Genomic DNA, 18333 nt, shown 5'->3' with positions numbered 1-18333 from the left:
ATACGCTGTATTATATAAATCATAGATAATTTCAAAAAAGAGTAATGCTTAGTGGACGATCAATACAAAGAAATTATGCGAATTAATGATATATACACTGAAGATACTATTTTTTACCATTACTGCTCACCTGAGACATTTTTGGCAATATGTAGTGGTAAAAAATTAAGATTTTCAAGCTTATATCAAATGAATGATCACATGGAAAAACAATGGGGATACAACATTTGGGTTGAAGTTATAAATCAATTAGAGCATGAAAAAAGTATTGATCTTGCGTTTCTAAAAGAAATTACAAAAATTATTTTCCAAGAAAGTTATTTTACTTTAAGTCTAGCCTGCTGCTTTTCTAAGGATGGGGATGTTTTAAGTCAATGGAGAGCTTATGCTCTAGATGCCTCAGGCTATAGTATAGGATTTTCTGCCAAATATTTGAGCAAACTTCCGACTAGATTCATTGAGGTTTGTTACAACAAAGAAGAACAAAAACAGATCGTTGAAAATTTTATTTGGTATATGTACAAGAGAAGAATTGATAATCCGAATGAAAGTAAAGGTCATGACAGTTTTATTGATCTCTGTGTGGATTTTTCAGTTAGGTTATCTGGCTTTAAAAACTCCGCATTCAAAGAAGAACAAGAAATACGGATGGTTCATGTAATTCAAATAGATAGATCAGATTCAAAAAATCCTCGATATACATTTGGTGGCGGGATTGAGAATGGCGAGAAATGCAAAGAATATAAAATCAATTTTCGTATGAATGGATCAACCCCTACGCCTTTCATAGATATAGACTTCTATCATGATATAAATCCAATCAAAGAAGTTATTTTAGGCCCTAAAAACAATTCTAGAGAAATTGATGTCTCCCTTGCAATAAACTCACTAGACTTTAAAAATGTTAAGGTTAAAAAATCAGAAGCAAGCTATCGTTAAAGCACAAGTGGTCTCACCACTAAAGATAACTTCGACTAAGTGGTGAGATGTACTTTTATTCTCTCTTCCAACCAAAAATATCAATATCAATCATACCCATAGGTACTTCTGGCGGACTAGTTTTTAAAAGATTTGCTTTTAAATTTACTTCTTGTGTCCAACCATTAATTTCAAATTCACAACACACATCATCTCCATTAATTGAACGAACAATCATTATTGGAGATGAAAAAGGTGTCTTTAAGACTACTTTATCACCTAACTTCATACAAAACCAAATATCAGTAATTTACATATAAAAATAATAATTCATAAGTAATACCAATAAAAAGTTGTCTGGTTAAATTTTCTTAAAATAATTTTCCACTACTACCCTGTTTATGATTCATCCTATATAAGATCAAAAAATTACTTTATTTAAGTTAAAATCTTGCGCATAGAATTTCGGCACGCAGTGCTTTCCACATGTTTGGAATATAATAGCGATCTAACGTAACCTAACGCTCAACTCCATCCATCACTCATCTAACTATAAAAGCTAAAGTATTCTGACAACTTTTAACCCTGCCAAAAGCCCAAAAGAATCAATAAATAAGCAACAAACCCATCTTTGGATAATAAAAAAACATTTAAGCGCTTAATCTTCCATTTTTACTTGACCACTTTAGCTTTCATCCCTAAAATGCGCATCAGATTCTCCAATAGCTCAGTCGGTAGAGCGACGGACTGTTAATCCGCAGGTCCCTGGTTCGAGCCCAGGTTGGAGAGCCATCTATTCTTCCATAGCTCAGTCGGTAGAGCGACGGACTGTTAATCCGCAGGTCCCTGGTTCGAGCCCAGGTGGAAGAGCCAGATTCTAAAAAGCCCACTCATTACGAAGTGGGCTTTTTTATACCTAAAATTTATTGCCCTTATAACAATAATATTTACACTCAATTATGGCGCTCATGGATTAGTTCAATCTGCTTATGCAAAAATTATGACTTAGATTTCCATACAACACACATAACTTACTATTGGTAATTAACTAACTAAAAAAATAAATTTCATAATTAAAGCTTAATCCAATATAAAAACATCAATATTAATGTTCAGATTTTATCTTCTTGCCTGTTTTTAAATCATTTAATCTTAAAATATTGCTTTTTTTTATTTACACCCTTGACCCATTCAGCTTTGCCACATAGAATGCGTCTCAGATTCTCCCATAGCTCAGTCGGTAGAGCGACGGACTGTTAATCCGCAGGTCCCTGGTTCGAGCCCAGGTGGGAGAGCCAAATTCAAAAAAGCCCAAGCATTTAAGCCTTGGGCTTTTTTATTGCCTAGCACTTTACCCCTACTTCAAATACTTCCGTTTCATATAAAATTCAGCCTATTATTTTATAGATCACCACTCCCTCCAAAGCCATCCATACAACCCAAACGCTGTATTTTCTGCTTTCATCTACGCGCTATTCGCTATACCTTAAAGCCATACAGACTTTATAAGGAGAATAAAAAATGGAACTTCCATGGCTGAAATCTATGATTTTTTGGACCATCTTAATTATTGCTGTGTTAGGGATTTTTCAATGCACGCAACGCTCTGAAAATAACAGACAAGCCTCTAACCAAATGTATGAGCGCTTATATCAATGCACAAAAGAGCTACCAATCACGCAAAAAACAACACTTAGAACCATTCAAAGCCAAATTCACCCTCAAATGAAGCAACAAGAATTAATGGCACTGATCGCAAACTGTCGTAAAGCTACACCTTCACAAAGTGCTGATGTTTATGTGAATGCCATTAAAAATCTTTCTTAAAAATATTAAATTGAGCATTTTGACTACTTTTAAGACACTTAATTCAGTTTTGACTGTTTTTCCTAATCAATGACTTGACCAAAGCACGTTTGCCACATAGAATTCGTTTCAGATTCTCCCATAGCTCAGTCGGTAGAGCGACGGACTGTTAATCCGCAGGTCCCTGGTTCGAGCCCAGGTGGGAGAGCCAAGATTCTAAAAGCCCAAGCATTTAAGCCTTGGGCTTTTTCTTATGTGTAAGTTTTAGCGTGCTCGACTTAAATCAACTTATATTTTTTATTATCGGCTGTTTAGCAAGTTTCACTTTGCTATGTATGCTATTTCCAAAATTCTTTTATCGTAAGCAAAAGTTCTATCCACGTCGTGTCATTACACATTTTGAAAGTAAAATGTATGCGCGCCTGTTACAAGCCCTCCCACAGCATCATGTGCTGGCTCAAGTTGCTTTTAGTGCACTCATCACCAACCACCAATATAAAATCCGCAATCTCTTTAACCGCAAAGTCACTGATTTTGTGATTTTAGATCATGATTTTAATGTAGTCGTGATTATAGAATTGGATGATCCTTCACATTTAAGCAAAGAAAAGGCCGATGCTGAACGTGATGCAATGTTAGAAGAAGCTGGATATCGGGTACTCCGCTATACCAATATTCCTAGTGCAATCACCCTCAAAAACGATATTCTTCGCTAGCAAAATCAATATCACAAGAATGATGTGTAATAAACCTCATACACATTTACTCAGATGTGAAATGAATTAAAAATTGACGTCAAAAAAGCCAATCATCTGATTGGCTTTTGAATATACTTTTTAGCAGATCTCTACATCTACTTTGCAGTGGTTGTCGTATCTGCTTCAGAGCTGGCTTGCATTGCTTTTGCAGCCTCACGTGCTTGTATACGTGCTAAATTTTCCGCTTTAATTCGAGCATATTCAGCCTGATTCTTCTCATCACTGGTTACTGCTAAATACGCCATACTCAGCAAAAAGACAGGGATAAGCAAACCCAATGACATCAAAATAATCATTTTCTTTTGATTTGGTTTTGTTTCGGATGTAGACATCTAAACCCCTACAGATTGTTGCGCTATTCGGTGGCCGTCCAATATAGCAAAAATTAGAAAAGCCACAACCAATATACGCATCTCTAGCACCTATGCGAGACACGTTTGCATTGCAAATCGTGTTCGCATAGCCACCATATTAGGTGCTTAATTGCACTTGATTTAATACTTGTTCTAATGTCGCCACATAGTCAAAGTCCGTTGCAGGTTTATCAGCCATACGCCATGCCACGTAGCCATCTGGACGCACCAACACTGCACCTGCTTCATGTACTTCAGACTTCGTATTCCATGTGCCATACACATCACGATATTCACGTGAGCCGATCTGAACCACATCTAAATAAGGGAGCTCAAGCGCCTCTGCAGCCTTCTTCCAGCCTGTACCAGACAAACCCGTCAATAAGGTAAAACGTCCGTGCCCAGTAATATCCAGTGTTGAACGTTTTTGACCTTTTGCATTAATTAACCATGTATGCGGTACTTTTGCACCGGGACGCGTTGTTGCCTGTAAATATAATTGCGGGTCTCGCTTAAAGATTTCTTCAGCGCCTTCTGGCACAACAGCATCCGACACATAGCGTTGGTTCAGCTCTGTGCCTTGTGCATTAAATTCATAATGTTTAATTTCTAGCGCCTTAAATAACTGTTCACGGATGTGAGCAGCCTCTTCTGTTTCCGCAAAAATACGCTCCAGCATCTGCGCTTGTGTCGTTATGCCCTGATCAAAACCAAACACATCTTTTAAGTGTTTATAATCAAAGCGAGATTGATTGGCACGTGCAACAATCTGCTTGCCTACAGGTGCACGTTCTGCCGTATAAGTCTCTAGCAAGCTTTGTTTTGCCCAGCCTTTCACTGTATAAGCCAGCTCCCAAGCCAAGTTAAATGCATCTTGCATACAGGTATTTGAACCCAAACCACTTGAAGGCGGATGACGGTGTACGGCGTCGCCACCACAGAACACACGACCCACAGAATACTCGGTTGCCCATGTTTGATTCACATACCAATATGACACTTTTTCAATTTCAACATCATCCACTTCTGCACCAACAAAGGCATTTAAGCGAGCGCGCACCTGTGCCTCTGTCACTTGCGGTTCACCTTGATCAATATCAAAGCCCCACCCCATAATCCACTGATTCCAAGGCGTGATGGCACGTAGTAGCCCCATACCAATATCGCCAAAACCCGCTTCTGGGTTCACAATCCACTGTAAAATCGCTGGGCGGTGCTGTACATACTGCGATAGATCGGCTTTAAACGTCACATATACAGTACCACCACGTGACATCACGCCTTCCAAAGGCAGATTCAGCTGCTCGACAATTTTAGAACGCGCACCATCCATTCCTACCAAGTATTTTGCACGTAAACTAAATTCTTGTTGGGTTGCATGATTAAAAAATACTGCCGTTACACCATCTTCATCTTGGATATGAGACATATATTCTGTATTGAAATGATAAATTGCACCCCGCTCACCTGCATTTTTCACCAGGAGTGCTTCCATTTTAGGTTGTATTAAATCCACCAATGGACATGGACTACCTTGAACATAATCACCATGGCGCTCATCTCCTGTGCCCCACGCACTCATGCGTGCAATTTCCTCACCCACTAAGCTGGTAGTAATTAAACTTTCACCCATTTCTTCCCAAGGCGTCGCAATTTCTTTCACTTGCTCTTCAATGTCTAAATCACGCAATACTTCCATCGCACGTTGATTTGTAATATGAGCGCGTGGACTGTTTGCCAACCAGTTAAATTGCGTAAACAATTGCACTTTTAAACCATAGCTTGCTAAGGCCAAACCCAAAGTAGAACCCGCAGGCCCTGTGCCTACCACTAAAACATCCGTATCGTATTGCTTTGACATCTTTAACTCCGCCACTTCACATCTATAATCAGGTGCCAGCACCTGCCTTGATCACTAAAGTGTAAAAAAGATTTTAAGCACACCAAACACCCAGACATTTAAACGATAGTTGCATAGGCTTTTCATCTACATTGCGCCATAATTTCCATGCTGTATATTTTCACCCTGATCTGCTTTTTAATTTTTCTCCCGCAGAGGCTCGTGCTATGGAATTGCGCCATCTCAAATACTTTGCTGCCGTAGCCCAATACGGGAGCTTTACCAAAGCAGCCGAACAGCTATTTACTGCACAACCCTCACTGAGTCAGCAAATTAAAGATTTAGAAGCAGAAGTTGGTGTTCAACTGATTGACCGCTCAAGTAAACAGATCAAATTGACAGATGAAGGACAAGCTTTTTTAGTGCATGCATTAAATGCAATTGAAAGCGCTCATTTAGCGACCGTGGCCGCGCAACAAGTCGCACACCTGAAAAATAACCAAATTCATATTGGTTTTTTAAATGTGGCTGAACTTAAAATCATGCCGCTGATTTTGGATAAACTAAAACGCCAAATCCCCAACATTGCCATTCACATTCAAAGCCTGACCTGTTTAGAGCAAATTCGAAAATTAAAAAAGTCAGAGCTCGATATCAGCTTTACCCGCTATGCCATTCAGCACGATGATTATGAAAATTTAGCGTTAATGACCGAAAAAATTTATGTGGTCGCTTCAAAAAAACTACACAGCAGTGGTCATATCGTCAGCAAAGCTTATTTAAGCAAGCAAAATATCATTATGTGTGAGCAAAGCGCTTCCCCTGTATTTTATGACAATATCAATCGAATTCTTAGCTTAGAACATTTGCCGCATCAGCAAATGCATTGGGTAACCAATGTACTGCAGCATATCAACTTAATTAACATGAGCATGGGTTATAGCTTTGCACCCGAATATCTACTGAAATTTTTAAACGATGATATACAGATAATAGAAACTGATTTTTCAATCGAACCACTTAAGCTGTATGCCAATTATAAGAAAAAATCTCAACATCAAGCCTTACAATTGATTTGCACTGAGCTTAAAGCTGCTTCTCAGCACAAGCTATAAATATAAAAAAAGGAGCCAAAGCTCCTTTTTTATTTCGCCAATTAATTAGAGGCCGCTACACCCGTACAATGCGGACTCGTTCTTGCATCTTTCTGCGCACTAGTTAATGTAATACCCGTACCCGCAGACATATTTTCCTCAATAAAGTCTACCGCCTCAGCATTTCTACAAATAATGGCCTGAGTATGGCTCGCATTTGGCACGATCTCCATTTTGTAGCCATCTTCATATTTGGCTTGCGGGAAGTACTCAGTAGCTTTTGCCTTCATATTCGCAAATAATTTCTGCGTCATTTGTGGTAACACCGCCTGATCAGCACCACCCTGAATAATATACACAGAGGCTTTGATCACCTTCGCTGCTGTTGCATTTGTCGCTGGCTGATTGTCTTTTAAAAATTTCTGTACCAATGGATCCGAATCAATTTTGCTTAAATCAATACCATACTGAGCAATCGTATGTGTTGGATCTTTTAAAAACGCCAGTAAACTCACTTTAAATTGATCTTGTAGTCCTTTGGCACCATTCGGATCGGCATAACTTAAACATGCACCGTCATCCCCTGTGCGACCATAGGCATTTTCTGCAATTGAAGCTGCTTCTCCGGTAAAGATATTTTTTAAATCATAGCTTGGGTCATAAGCTTTAATCCCAGCTGTCGTTAATGCCGCATAAGCTAAAAGCTCGGCATAGCCATCTGCAATTTGTGCAATCATCACTTCGCTTTGCGCCACACTAATCTGTTGTTTTGATAACGCAAAACGGATCTGCATTAATTGATCATCCAACATATTATATGTTTTAAATACGCCAGATGTATTTAAAGCAGGATCAAGATAAACCTTAATAATTTCCCCTAAACTAGATGCAGGCGCTGCTGCAACTGCGCCCTTATAACTGCTATCTGTATTGGCAAATTCTGCTGTACCTAAAGATGCATGCCCACCTTGTGATTGACCAATCGACATCCACTGTCCGTTCAACTGTGTTCCATAATGCGCTTTGGCTGCTTTCACTGCCGCCAGCGCAGAATTTGCAGCACTGGATAAATTAAGATATGGATGAACCCCTGTTGTACCTAAGCCCTCATAATCAGGTGCAACAATGACATAGCCAGCTGCCAATAATGTGTCGGCAAGAATTTTAAAACGTGGATGAATTGGGTTTTTACTCGGTGCACACTCATCACCAGCACCAACCGTTCCATGCTCCCAAACTACGACACGATAACCATCTTTAGGTTGTGTCGCTTTTGGAAACAACACCAAAGCGGTTGCTTCTACCGATTTCCCTTGCAAGTTAGTCATATTATAAGTCATGACTTTAATCGATGAGCTATTGTCTACTGTACCTGAATCATAATTTGCCTCAGATACATAAGTTGGCGGTTGAGTTAAATTGGAGTCAGACGTGTCATTATTATCATTACATGCGGTTAAGGACAGCAGTGAAACCGTTGCAGTTAAAGCCAATACTATTTTTGAATGTTTCATAAAATATCCTTTTTTAATCATTATTTTTTAAACATGAATCTACACGCCATTTTATTAATACATAAAAAAAAGCACCCGAATAGGATGCTTTATGACAACTTATGCTTTTAAGACCAACAATCTTAAAAGGTCAAAGCCATGAAAATACCGCAAAAAATTAACAAACCCACCCAACGATTGTGACGAAATGCCCAAAAACACCATTGAGGATCTCGATGACGCGTTTTGCTCCACTGATAAATAAAGTCAATCATCACCGCTAATAATGCAATTAAACCAAATGGCATCAATAAATTTTCTAAATAGAGTGCAGAACCAATGAGTAATATACTTAATACCTGCAATAAAGAGATAATTTCAATATCGTATTTACCAAATAATATTGCTGTCGATTTCACACCAATTTTTAAGTCATATTCACGGTCAGTAATGGCATATTGTGTGTCATAAGCAACCGTCCATGCCAAATTGCCAAAATATAGCAACCAGCAAGTTAAATCAGGCGTTTGCCCAACCGCGGTATATGCCATTGGAATCGACCATGAAAAGGCAGCACCCAAAAATACTTGTGGTAGATGCGTATAGCGCTTCATAAATGGATAAATGAACGCCAATGCCAATGCACCAAAGGACCAATAAAAAGTTTCAATCGGCAAGAAAAATAAGGTACATGCGCTTGCAAGCACCAAAAAAAGAAACACATAAATCGCTTCTTTCGCACTGATCACACCTGTTGCCAGCGGACGGCTTTTGGTTCTTTCAACAGCACCATCAACTTTACGGTCGGCAAAATCATTAATTGCACAGCCCGCAGCACGCATAAATATTGTGCCCAAAATCATTGGTATAAGAATCGCGAGCTGAGGCGTACCTTGATTTGCAATCCAAAGTGCCCACATGGTCGGCCAAAATACCAATTCTGTGCCGATCGGTTTATCAAAGCGACACAAATAATAATAAGCTTCTAAACGCTGACGCCAAGTAATGGGATGCGTTGCTGTCATGACTGTCCTTAACTTGATGTTCTTAGAGAATGTTGCTGAAGATACTGTTCAAATGCAGGTAAAAAAGTTTCCTGTACAATAAATTTACAGCCATGCCAAGTATAACAGCTCTGGCGGGTCCAGCCATCTTCTAGCCATAACACACGACGCTCACATACGGGTGTAGTACGTTGAAATAAAAAGTAGCCGATTGGTTTATTGCCAATATGCTGAAATATCCGTGCACGGCCTTGCAAACTCAGTATCGGAAAAATACTTTTAGCTTTCACCCAAGGCTGTGCTTCACAGCCATATAAATAACTTTCACGTACCCACGCTGTATGGTGAGCTGGCATTTTAAGCCACTGTGCATCTTTCAAGCTCAAACGCTGAAAATGTTCTGCATTTGGTTTTACTTTAAAGATACCTTGCGCCAAATCTGTTAATTGTTGCGTTAAGGAACCAGATGCATACAGCCACGTTCTTAATTCAGTGGGGATTTTACAATCCCGCAATTGGCTTTGCTGCTGCCGCATATTCCATATCCCTTCAATCATTGCCTCTAGTGTAGCGGACTGAACTGTATTTTTCATGGCTCGATAATTGTTTTCATCACAGCTGTTCAGATTTTGCCAAACTCCTCTTTTTCTCTGTTTTTATTACATGACATTTTTAACACACTTTAGTGTAACTGATGGGTATCATAAGCCAGAAAAAATAAACTCTACGCCTAAATGAAAAAACATCACACTGCCCTATATACCATGCTGATTTGCTTGCTATGTTTTAACGCTCACTTACATGCCAAATCATTAGCACTTAGTTTTGATGATGGCCTTAACCCAGCATTCAATGCTCAAGCCAGTACAATCAATGCAAGCATATTACGGCAATTAAAAGACCAACACATCAAAAGTATTGTCTTCCCTAGCCTAATTAAAATTGGTGATTATCAAGGCAAACAATTAATTCGCGATTGGGGTATTTCAGGCCATCTGATTGGCAACCATAGCGCCTTGCATCAAAACTTGAATAAAGAAAATATATCCGTAAAAGATTATATAAAAAGCATTGAGCATGCAGATACAGTATTAAAAACATTACCCAATTACACGCGAATTTACCGTTATCCATTTTTAAAAGAAGGTAATAGCGCTGAAAAACGTGATGCTGTCTATCAATGGTTAGAGCAGCATCAATATCGCATTGGCGGTGTGAGTATAGATGCCAGTGACTGTTTTTATAACCAAAAATATATCAACTATGCTAAACAGCAAGAGTTAGACAAATTACAGCAGTTAAAACAAGCGTATATTGCTCACCTACTTAATCGCGCCGAATATTATGACCAACTCGCACAGCTCAGCTTAAAACGTTCCCCACAGCATGTTTTGCTTTTACATGTAAATGCAATTAATGCCGCGTTTTTAAAGGATGTTATTACAGCATTTCAACTTCATGGTTGGACTTTTATCTCAGCAGAGCGCGCCCTAAAAGACCCACTATATGCGCTACACAGTCAAAACATTCCTGCGGGTGAAAGTGTGATTTGGCCCATTGCTAAAACTCAAGGCATTACTCAACTGCGCTATCCTGCCGAAGATGCGCCTTATGAAATTGATAACTTAAAACAACATGGTTTGCACTGAAGGTTTGCAAATTACTTAATGCTCAATAAAAATGACCCGCTATGTAACGGGTCATTTTTCAGATCAATTTTATCGTGTTGAATTAAAAGTTATCTGTCTTGGCAATGGCTTCAAACTTTCCTTGTGGTGTTTTAATTAAAACCAACCCTTCAGTTGTGATATAAAAACTTTCAGGGTAATCAAATTCTAAAGCTAAGTCGGGGTTTTTCAGTTCGACAAATTCAGCCTGCTTATAACCTTCAACGGTCCGCCCCACTTCCAAATAAGTGACTTCTGAGAAGTTGAGTTTAAAGCCCTTTGCCTGATCCGCTGGATCAATCCAAGGAAAAAACCCAGTATGTTTCTTACGTGGTTTAGCCATGTGCTTACGATTAATAGAAAATGCTACTCTATATTACCGAAAACAGCAGGGAGAACACCAGCGCAGACACTAAAGCAAGTCATCGTATTGATAATCAATCAAGGCTTGAGCAGCAAACATGCATCCGTGAAATAAATCGCCTCACGCTGATAGTCCGAACTATACGGATCCCGAATACATAAGGTGTGTGGCAAATAGGCTGAACTGGTTCGATAATACTCATAAGCTTGCGTGTTTTGGTTGAGTAACTCGATATCAGTGTTACCCTGCATCAGATGATTGAACAACCTAATTTTGCTGTCTAACACTCTTCGCTGGATTTCATCTTGTTTGAGCATGATTTGCGCCATTTTTACCCAGCGCTGTCCCTCGCTATTAAAAGCAGGCGCTTCTTTCTCGCGCTCTTTTTCCAAAGTCAACACAGCATGCTTCACATAGTCATTATATGGTCCTGCTACACGCTGTTGATGCAGCTGTATAGCCGCATATATATCATTTAAAGTTTCACCTTCATAGAAAAATAATGGACGGCCCGACTCTTCATCTTTAGTTGTCATCAATAAATCATAGATCATTGCAAGAGTATACTGAGCTTGATCTGCACTGCTGAATTGTGCCTCATTTAACTGCGCCAATTGAATTGGCTGTTCTAATTGCTGATTGAGTATATGCATCAGTTCAATACTTCGATGCATGGCTTCAATTAGTGCCGTCTCTTCGGTATTAATTTTATGCCCTGCCAATAGTTGGGCTAAAGCCAAGTAATAGTTGCGGACTGCTTGCAGTTTTTGCTCAGCAGGTTGATCCATAAACCAAAATGACAACAAACGCAGCGTATTGGCATAACCAATAATTTTTTCTCTTGATACATCCAAAATACTCCCCGCAGGATACAACAAAGGCTCATTTTTTTGTTTTAGATAGGCATCGTAACGAATCAACAACGCCTGTTCATGTTGAACAAGTTCAAGTAGCTTTGATTTATTTTGCTCTGCAGCTGTCAAACTCCATAAATAATGTGGATCAAATTGAGTTAAGTGGCGTAGCTCTACTACACGCTCATCAATATCTTGACGAGCCAGTCGGCGTTCAATCTGAAAAGCACGCTCTATAATCAATTTATGATCATAGTTATTAGCATCTAAATGACTCACTGTATAACGTAAACGTGCCAGTAAATTTTGATGTTGATCCTGCTGTGTATCCAACCCCATGATCATAAAATCACTGTGCTGCTTAAGATTTGATTGATAACGAATCGTCTGTTTGGCCTGTTTTACAATTTCTGGATTGACCTTCTGGTCTGGACGTAAACGCTCCACTGCCCAAATCGCAAATAAAATAACTACCAATAATAAACAGGACAATAGTGTTTTAAGCGACAGCATCCATCCCATTTTAATTCTTCTTATAAATAAAAAAACTCTATTTTTAGTTTTTTTGTATTTAAATTCAACAATATCCAGACAAAAAAACCCGCGATAAACGCGGGTTTTTTTAAGCTTAAATTCTTTACAGAATTACAAGCTGTAGTACATGTCGAATTCAACTGGGTGAGTAGTCGTGTTAAGACGACGAACTTCTTCAGTTTTAAGCTCGATGTAGGCATCAAGCATTTCTTTAGTGAACACACCACCTTTAAGAAGGTAATCATGATCCGCAGCAAGCGCTTCAAGAGCCATATCTAGGCTATGAGCCACTGTAGGGATTTTAGCTTCTTCTTCAGGAGGAAGGTCGTACAAGTTTTTATCTGCAGCTTCACCTGGGTGGATCTTGTTTTGGATACCGTCAAGACCAGCCATAAGAAGCGCTGCGAAACCTAAGTACGGGTTCATCATTGGATCAGGGAAACGTGCTTCAATACGTTTGCCTTTAGGGCTAGAAACGTAAGGAATACGGATAGAAGCAGAACGGTTACGCGCTGAGTAAGCAAGCATAATTGGAGCTTCGAAGTGTGGAACTAAACGCTTGTACGAGTTTGTAGAAGGGTTAGTAATCGCATTCAATGAACGAGCGTGTTTAATCACACCGCCAATGAAGTAAAGCGCCATTTCAGAAAGGCCTGCGTATTCGTCACCAGCGAACAAGTTCTTGCCATCTTTAGAGATAGACATGTGAACGTGCATACCAGAACCGTTATCGCCAACCATTGGTTTAGGCATAAACGTAGCTGTTTTTGCATATTGGTGAGCAACGTTCCAAACAGCATATTTGAACTGTTGAACTTCGTCCGCTTTACGAACCATTGTGTTGAAGCTCACACCAATTTCAAGCTGGCAAGATGCAACTTCGTGGTGATGTACTTCTACACGGCCTGGGCCCATGATGTCTTCAATACGTGCACACATATCAGCACGCATGTCTTGTGAAGAATCTACTGGTGGAACTGGGAAGTAACCGCCTTTAACGCGTGGACGGTGGCCAGAGTTACCCGCTTCGTAGTCTTTACCTGTAGACCAAGCAGCTTCTTCAGCGATTAATGTATGGCGCGCGCCAGACATATCGATGTCCCATTTAACTTCGTCAAATACGAAGAATTCTGGTTCTGGACCGAAGAATGCAGTATCACCAATACCTGTAGATTTTAGATATTCTTCTGCACGGCGAGCAATAGAGCGTGGGTCACGTTCATAACCTTGACCTGTTGAAGGTTCAATTACATCGCAAGTTACAACAACTGTAGGCTCTGCAAAGAACGGGTCGATGAAACCTGTAGCCGCATCTGGGCGTAAGATCATGTCAGATGCTTCAATGCCTTTCCAGCCAGCAATTGAAGAACCATCAAACATTTTGCCATCTTCAAACGTATCTTCGTCGATTGAATCTGCTGGGTAAGTTACGTGCTGCTCTTTACCCTTAGTATCAGTAAAGCGAAAATCGACCCATTTTGCGCCACTTTCTTGGATGAGTTGAAGGACCTTGTTCGCCATGCTCATTTTGCTCCGATGATTTTTTGTTGCACTGCTGATGTGCGTGTTAGTAGTTGGTTGTTATAAAGCAAATACCGTACCAACTTTATAAAAGCAAAGTTAAAATATTGAATTCCTTATCAGAATTAAAGATTATGCACCTTTGCTTTCACCTTATTATACTGTTTGCCAAGTGAAATGCACCATATTCATTCTAGAGATATTTAATTCTGAATAAAAATTGAGTTAACGCACAAATTTAGTGCATATTTATTTTGTAATGATTTATTTTACTGCTGCCATTTGTAAACAATTACCTAAAACACTTAAAAATCAATCACTCTAGCTTAATTTTAAATTTTTCTATGCGAAATAATATGCACCAATTTAATTCATAACTTACTTTAATAGAAAAATAAAAATTAATTTTTAACGTATCACACAAGTTTTAATTGTAAATCCTATTAAACCAAGAAAGTCAAACGAACACTTCAATCAGCAAATAGTCGATAGGCCTCAGATTTTTTCTTATCTCGAACCATGTGCTTCGATCTATTCAAGAATTTTCTGCAAAATTAATCATTTTCCTTCATGTTTTTGAACAGATTTTGCCGTATATTTTCCATACAAAATAAAATGCATGATCAATCTAAGGGCGAGCAACATGCTGCATAAGCTAAAACTACACTTTTTAAAAATAAATATTCGTCTAGGAAATATTAGCTACGCACGACAACTCTTAAAACAACAGACTCCCAAGACCCAATCTCAACCCATCAAAAACATTTATACCGATCTCTCTGTCATTTCTATGAATGACGCAGGTACAGGCATTCAACGCCTTGTAAAATCGGTATGGTCTCGTCTGCCACAGCATGCACCAAACCTCAATTTCTATCCGATTTATGCAACTCGCAAAAAAAAGTATGCCCTCTCCCAATATCCACAAAAAAATATTAAAAAACGCCAATATGTAAATCTCAAAAGTGGTGATTTATTTTTTGGTTTAGATTGGTCGGCAGATCAAATTATTAAACATCAAGTACGTTTAATGACCTGGAAAATCAAAGGGTCAAAACAGGTTTTTATCTTAAACGACATCTTGGCATTACAGCATCCAGAGTGGTTCACCGCCAAAAATAGACAAAAACTCCAAGCTTGGCTGAATGTCATTGCGGTATGTGCCGATGAGATTATTTGTGTGTCCGAAACCGTAAAAAAACAAGTGCTTCAATACCTGCATGAACATCAGATTGATGATCTGCCTTGCTCAGCCATTAAACTTGGTGGTGAAATTAGCCCAAGCACATATACGGCGCAAATTCGCCCTGAATTTGAACAAAAATTCTTAGCCTCAAGCTATATTCTCAAAGTATCGACGATCGAACCTCGTAAAGGCCATTTGTGTTTAATCCAAGCTTTTGAAGCATTACTCAAACGCTATCCAGACTATCCACATCATTTATATTTGGTTGGACGTTATGGTTGGAAATCTGAACATACCCTGCAATATTTGAAAGCATCCCCGTATTTTGGAACACGTATATTTTGGTGGGACGATATGAATGATGCTGAGTTAAATCTGCTCTATCAACATACGGTTGGCGCAGTAAATTGCTCTTATGGAGAGGGTTTCGGTTTACCCCTAATGGAAGCGATCTATTATCAAAAACCGCTTTTAGTTCGTGATCTGCCTGTTTTTCGTGAAGTCAGTAGCAACCAAGCAAACTATTTTCAGCAGGATAAACCCGATGCTTTGGCAGAAACCCTTTATGTCTGGAGCAAAGATCTAAACTCAAGCTCTACACACATTATTCCACTCACCTCATGGGATGTAAGTGTGGAAAAAATAATGCAAATTTTACAAAAACATGGCGTGCCGATAACAGCATAAGCCATGATTTATTGGGAAAATTAATATTTCATGAAAGGCTGTAACCAACCCAGCCAATTGATTTTGTTTTTATTTTTTAAAATGACCAGCTCTTCTATGGCTTGCACTGCAGTGATCTGTGGATGACGTTGATTTAATAAAGAGCGATATTGTGGATAGAGAATTAAAGCACCCGCGATTAATTCCTCTAACCTCAATGGTCTTTTAGTACGCGCTATAGCGTATATATCATGAGTAAGGCCCCAACCTGAATAAAATGGCAAACCGTGACAGACCACGGATTTCCCTCTTAATAGGGCTTCAAATCCAGTTAAAGACGTCATCACATGTACTTCATCTGCCCAATCCAACCAGTCCGTAATATCACCTTCTGTTCTAATTACATTGGCATAGTGCTGTGCTTGTGCCAGACCCAAACTGTCCTTACGCCAACCTGCAGATACATCGGGATGTGGCCGATATACTAAGTAGGCGCCTGGCCATAATTGACGAACTTGCGCAAGAAGGTCTAAATTGCGTTTGATATGCGGTGATCCATATTGTAAAGATGCATCCCCTTCGACCTGCCCAATGACTAAAATTTTCTGCCGCCCTGAAATAGCTGGAAAATCACTAAACTGCTTCGTTTTTAGATTATATTTACTCAACTTTTGACTGATTAAATGCTGTTGCAACATCTTGGCTTCAGCACATTCTTTAGCCGAAAAATCATGTTGATTTAACAGACGCTCTAAACGTGATTCCACTTGTGTATTGAAATACATCCCCAAATCATCAAAAACCCAAGAAATAGGCGAATTAAATGCAGCACCTAGTCCCACAGAGCGAATAAAGCCATCCTCTACTCGGATTAAGGTTTTTACATGTTGCAATGCTAAAGGTACTGGTTGCATACCCCATACAATCAACACGGCTTCGACAGAAATAGGCTGATCCAGCTTAAAGCGCTTGAGTTGTAAATGAGGCAAAAAAGTCTTTAGGATCAAAAATTTTCGATAAGAAAATCCATAGACCCATGCCTCTTTTACATATTCCAGAGCATGCAGCCCCATCAATGACATTCCGCCTCTACCCGCTCTATAGGCTCAATTACATACTGAATCGCATTAAAATGATCTTGCCACTCCCAATGCTGATAGTGCTTCATGCGTAACAGCTGATCTTGCCTTAATAAAGAGGCATTTTTGTTGTATTCCAAAATCATGTCATACCAAAGCTTTGTATCTAAGGTATCAATAAATTCTGGTACACCCTGTCCGATTTCCCGAAAGACTCCAATATCACTAGCAATAACAGGCACTCCTAAAGAGAGTGCTTCAACCAAAGGCAAACCAAAGCCTTCTACGAAACTTGGAAACAACAAAGCTTGTGCATTCAACAGCGTCGCTTTTAATTCAACATCACAAGAAGATGAACATTCAATCACACGGCGCTTAACAAGCTCACAGCGATCCAATAAATTAAAGACTTGATCGGCCTCCCAACCTCGCTGCCCGACCAAAACTAAGTATGGTGCATCTTTGCCGAGTTGCTGAATCAGGCGTTGCCAAATCTGCAATAACAACAAATGATTTTTACGTGCTTCTATGGTCGCCAGCACCACAAAATATTTTTTATGCTGTAATACAGGCAAAAGTTTAGGTGGTGCAAGCAGATGATGTAAATCACTGCTGAGTAAAGCTACTGTAATTGGTGGCGCTGTTAGCTTTTGCGTCTGAGCAAATTGTAATAACTCGGCTTTGGTAAACGCCGAGTTAACAATTATGGCATGCCCAACTTGCAACATGTGGCGTATACGTAGTGCATGCTTTGCTTGTTCTTGTGCACGACAATATTCTGGATAATTTACTGGGATAAGATCATGTACAAAAAAAACAGTTTTGAGCTGAAGTTGTTGAATTTTTCGAATATAGGACTTCGACTCAATACCTTTATGATTCAAATTTAGATAGACGCATCCTGCATACTGTGAATAATCTGACTCATTTTTAAATACATATTCAGTCAAAACATTAAAAAATGATGAATGCAGTAATTTCGGCTGATTTTGACACAGAATTTGAAACAGCTTTTCAGATTGCACCTGAGTTAAAATATGAACACTGCCTTTGTATGACAACACTGCTTGCGCATGCTTTGCATAATGTTTGATATATGCCAAGGTCACACGATCAATCCCTGTAATCGTTTTGCCTTTAATTAAGCGAAAGATTAAGCGGCTAATTTCAATCAAAATGGGTTTTTGAGTCGTCAT

17 protein-coding genes and 4 tRNA genes are annotated in these 18333 nt (G+C 39.2%); 10 read left to right on the top strand and 11 right to left on the bottom strand.

Going from position 1 to position 18333, the window contains the following annotated elements:
• Positions 1-51 precede the first annotated feature (51 nt).
• Positions 52-939, top strand: coding sequence for a DUF2971 domain-containing protein (locus tag EXE29_RS11755; RefSeq protein ID WP_130125658.1), 888 nt, complete (start codon positions 52-54; stop codon positions 937-939).
• Between the two features lie 55 nt (positions 940-994).
• Here the strand turns inward: EXE29_RS11755 and EXE29_RS11750 are convergent, their stop codons facing one another.
• On the bottom strand, positions 995-1207 hold the full coding sequence (locus EXE29_RS11750; RefSeq protein WP_120364725.1) for a hypothetical protein: 213 nt from the start codon (positions 1205-1207) through the stop codon (positions 995-997).
• A gap of 427 nt (positions 1208-1634) precedes the next feature.
• Between EXE29_RS11750 and EXE29_RS11745 the strand changes: the two genes are divergently transcribed.
• The 6 genes from EXE29_RS11745 (at position 1635) to EXE29_RS11720 (ending at position 3440) form a co-directional block, all read left to right on the top strand.
• A tRNA-Asn gene (locus EXE29_RS11745) sits at positions 1635-1710 on the top strand.
• Between the two features lie 5 nt (positions 1711-1715).
• A tRNA-Asn gene (locus EXE29_RS11740) sits at positions 1716-1791 on the top strand.
• 349 nt (positions 1792-2140) lie between these two features.
• A tRNA-Asn gene (locus tag EXE29_RS11735) sits at positions 2141-2216 on the top strand.
• Positions 2217-2439: 223 nt separating this feature from the next.
• Positions 2440-2745, top strand: a complete 306-nt coding sequence (locus tag EXE29_RS11730) for a hypothetical protein (RefSeq protein WP_120364724.1) — start codon at positions 2440-2442, stop codon at positions 2743-2745.
• 114 nt (positions 2746-2859) lie between these two features.
• A tRNA-Asn gene (locus EXE29_RS11725) sits at positions 2860-2935 on the top strand.
• 58 nt (positions 2936-2993) lie between these two features.
• Positions 2994-3440: a DUF2726 domain-containing protein gene (locus EXE29_RS11720; protein WP_120364738.1), complete on the top strand. Its 447-nt coding sequence runs from the start codon at positions 2994-2996 to the stop codon at positions 3438-3440.
• 137 nt (positions 3441-3577) lie between these two features.
• Here EXE29_RS11720 and EXE29_RS11715 read toward each other — a convergent pair whose 3' ends face one another.
• Together EXE29_RS11715 and EXE29_RS11710 are read right to left on the bottom strand one after the other, a co-directional pair.
• Positions 3578-3814, bottom strand: coding sequence for a hypothetical protein (locus tag EXE29_RS11715; protein ID WP_120364723.1), 237 nt, complete (start codon positions 3812-3814; stop codon positions 3578-3580).
• A 139-nt stretch (positions 3815-3953) separates the two neighbouring features.
• Entirely contained in the window at positions 3954-5696 is a 1743-nt protein-coding gene (locus EXE29_RS11710) for an FAD-dependent monooxygenase (RefSeq protein ID WP_120364722.1), read from the bottom strand.
• A 206-nt stretch (positions 5697-5902) separates the two neighbouring features.
• On the opposite strand from EXE29_RS11710, the gene EXE29_RS11705 reads away from it, so the two are divergent.
• Positions 5903-6790: a LysR family transcriptional regulator gene (locus tag EXE29_RS11705; RefSeq protein WP_120364721.1), complete on the top strand. Its 888-nt coding sequence runs from the start codon at positions 5903-5905 to the stop codon at positions 6788-6790.
• Positions 6791-6831: 41 nt separating this feature from the next.
• On the opposite strand, the gene EXE29_RS11700 is transcribed toward EXE29_RS11705, so the two are convergent.
• From EXE29_RS11700 to EXE29_RS11690, 3 genes are all read right to left on the bottom strand, one after another.
• Positions 6832-8283, bottom strand: coding sequence for an alpha/beta hydrolase (locus EXE29_RS11700; RefSeq protein WP_120364720.1), 1452 nt, complete (start codon positions 8281-8283; stop codon positions 6832-6834).
• A 122-nt stretch (positions 8284-8405) separates the two neighbouring features.
• Entirely contained in the window at positions 8406-9287 is an 882-nt protein-coding gene (gene ubiA / locus EXE29_RS11695; RefSeq protein ID WP_117007295.1) for a 4-hydroxybenzoate octaprenyltransferase, read from the bottom strand.
• A gap of 8 nt (positions 9288-9295) precedes the next feature.
• Positions 9296-9802, bottom strand: coding sequence for a chorismate--pyruvate lyase family protein (locus EXE29_RS11690; RefSeq protein ID WP_106986305.1), 507 nt, complete (start codon positions 9800-9802; stop codon positions 9296-9298).
• Positions 9803-10030: 228 nt separating this feature from the next.
• Between EXE29_RS11690 and EXE29_RS11685 the strand changes: the two genes are divergently transcribed.
• Positions 10031-10915 carry a polysaccharide deacetylase family protein gene (locus EXE29_RS11685; protein WP_120364737.1) on the top strand — a complete coding sequence of 295 codons (885 nt, stop codon included), beginning with the start codon at positions 10031-10033 and terminating at the stop codon, positions 10913-10915.
• A gap of 82 nt (positions 10916-10997) precedes the next feature.
• On the opposite strand, the gene EXE29_RS11680 is transcribed toward EXE29_RS11685, so the two are convergent.
• From EXE29_RS11680 to glnA, 3 genes are all read right to left on the bottom strand, one after another.
• The gene (locus EXE29_RS11680) at positions 10998-11276 is read right to left on the bottom strand and encodes a hypothetical protein (RefSeq protein WP_106986304.1); all 279 of its coding nucleotides are present in this window, start codon (positions 11274-11276) and stop codon (positions 10998-11000) included.
• A 98-nt stretch (positions 11277-11374) separates the two neighbouring features.
• Complete coding sequence (locus EXE29_RS11675) at positions 11375-12673, bottom strand: hypothetical protein (RefSeq protein WP_130125657.1); 1299 nt, start codon at positions 12671-12673, stop codon at positions 11375-11377.
• Between the two features lie 123 nt (positions 12674-12796).
• Entirely contained in the window at positions 12797-14212 is a 1416-nt protein-coding gene (glnA, locus tag EXE29_RS11670) for a type I glutamate--ammonia ligase (protein ID WP_171356331.1), read from the bottom strand.
• Between the two features lie 637 nt (positions 14213-14849).
• Between glnA and EXE29_RS11665 the strand changes: the two genes are divergently transcribed.
• The gene (locus EXE29_RS11665) at positions 14850-16079 is read left to right on the top strand and encodes a glycosyltransferase family 4 protein (protein WP_165382497.1); all 1230 of its coding nucleotides are present in this window, start codon (positions 14850-14852) and stop codon (positions 16077-16079) included.
• Positions 16080-16099: 20 nt separating this feature from the next.
• Here the strand turns inward: EXE29_RS11665 and EXE29_RS11660 are convergent, their stop codons facing one another.
• Complete coding sequence (locus EXE29_RS11660; protein WP_117007297.1) at positions 16100-17140, bottom strand: capsular polysaccharide export protein, LipB/KpsS family; 1041 nt, start codon at positions 17138-17140, stop codon at positions 16100-16102.
• Positions 17131-18333 carry a glycosyltransferase family 4 protein gene (locus tag EXE29_RS11655; RefSeq protein WP_120364717.1) on the bottom strand — a complete coding sequence of 401 codons (1203 nt, stop codon included), beginning with the start codon at positions 18331-18333 and terminating at the stop codon, positions 17131-17133. The genes EXE29_RS11660 and EXE29_RS11655 overlap by 10 nt, the downstream gene beginning before the upstream one ends.

Source organism: Acinetobacter sp. WCHAc060006, from assembly GCF_004209135.1.
Classification (GTDB): Bacteria; Pseudomonadota; Gammaproteobacteria; order Pseudomonadales; family Moraxellaceae; genus Acinetobacter; species Acinetobacter cumulans.
This window is presented reverse-complemented; position numbering and strand designations above follow the sequence as displayed.

Excerpts from the sequence above, each read along its gene's own strand:
- EXE29_RS11750 (WP_120364725.1), bottom strand. The coding sequence starts at position 1,207 with ATGAAGTTAGGTGATAAAGTAGTCTTAAAGACACCTTTTTCATCTCCA.
- EXE29_RS11730 (WP_120364724.1), top strand. The coding sequence starts at position 2,440 with ATGGAACTTCCATGGCTGAAATCTATGATTTTTTGGACCATCTTAATT.
- EXE29_RS11715 (WP_120364723.1), bottom strand. The coding sequence starts at position 3,814 with ATGTCTACATCCGAAACAAAACCAAATCAAAAGAAAATGATTATTTTG.
- EXE29_RS11710 (WP_120364722.1), bottom strand. The coding sequence starts at position 5,696 with ATGTCAAAGCAATACGATACGGATGTTTTAGTGGTAGGCACAGGGCCT.
- EXE29_RS11705 (WP_120364721.1), top strand. The coding sequence starts at position 5,903 with ATGGAATTGCGCCATCTCAAATACTTTGCTGCCGTAGCCCAATACGGG.
- EXE29_RS11700 (WP_120364720.1), bottom strand. The coding sequence starts at position 8,283 with ATGAAACATTCAAAAATAGTATTGGCTTTAACTGCAACGGTTTCACTG.
- ubiA (WP_117007295.1), bottom strand. The coding sequence starts at position 9,287 with ATGACAGCAACGCATCCCATTACTTGGCGTCAGCGTTTAGAAGCTTAT.
- EXE29_RS11690 (WP_106986305.1), bottom strand. The coding sequence starts at position 9,802 with ATGCGGCAGCAGCAAAGCCAATTGCGGGATTGTAAAATCCCCACTGAA.
- EXE29_RS11685 (WP_120364737.1), top strand. The coding sequence starts at position 10,031 with ATGCTGATTTGCTTGCTATGTTTTAACGCTCACTTACATGCCAAATCA.
- EXE29_RS11680 (WP_106986304.1), bottom strand. The coding sequence starts at position 11,276 with ATGGCTAAACCACGTAAGAAACATACTGGGTTTTTTCCTTGGATTGAT.
- EXE29_RS11675 (WP_130125657.1), bottom strand. The coding sequence starts at position 12,673 with ATGGGATGGATGCTGTCGCTTAAAACACTATTGTCCTGTTTATTATTG.
- glnA (WP_171356331.1), bottom strand. The coding sequence starts at position 14,212 with ATGAGCATGGCGAACAAGGTCCTTCAACTCATCCAAGAAAGTGGCGCA.
- EXE29_RS11665 (WP_165382497.1), top strand. The coding sequence starts at position 14,850 with ATGCTGCATAAGCTAAAACTACACTTTTTAAAAATAAATATTCGTCTA.
- EXE29_RS11660 (WP_117007297.1), bottom strand. The coding sequence starts at position 17,140 with ATGTCATTGATGGGGCTGCATGCTCTGGAATATGTAAAAGAGGCATGG.
- EXE29_RS11655 (WP_120364717.1), bottom strand. The coding sequence starts at position 18,333 with ATGACGACTCAAAAACCCATTTTGATTGAAATTAGCCGCTTAATCTTT.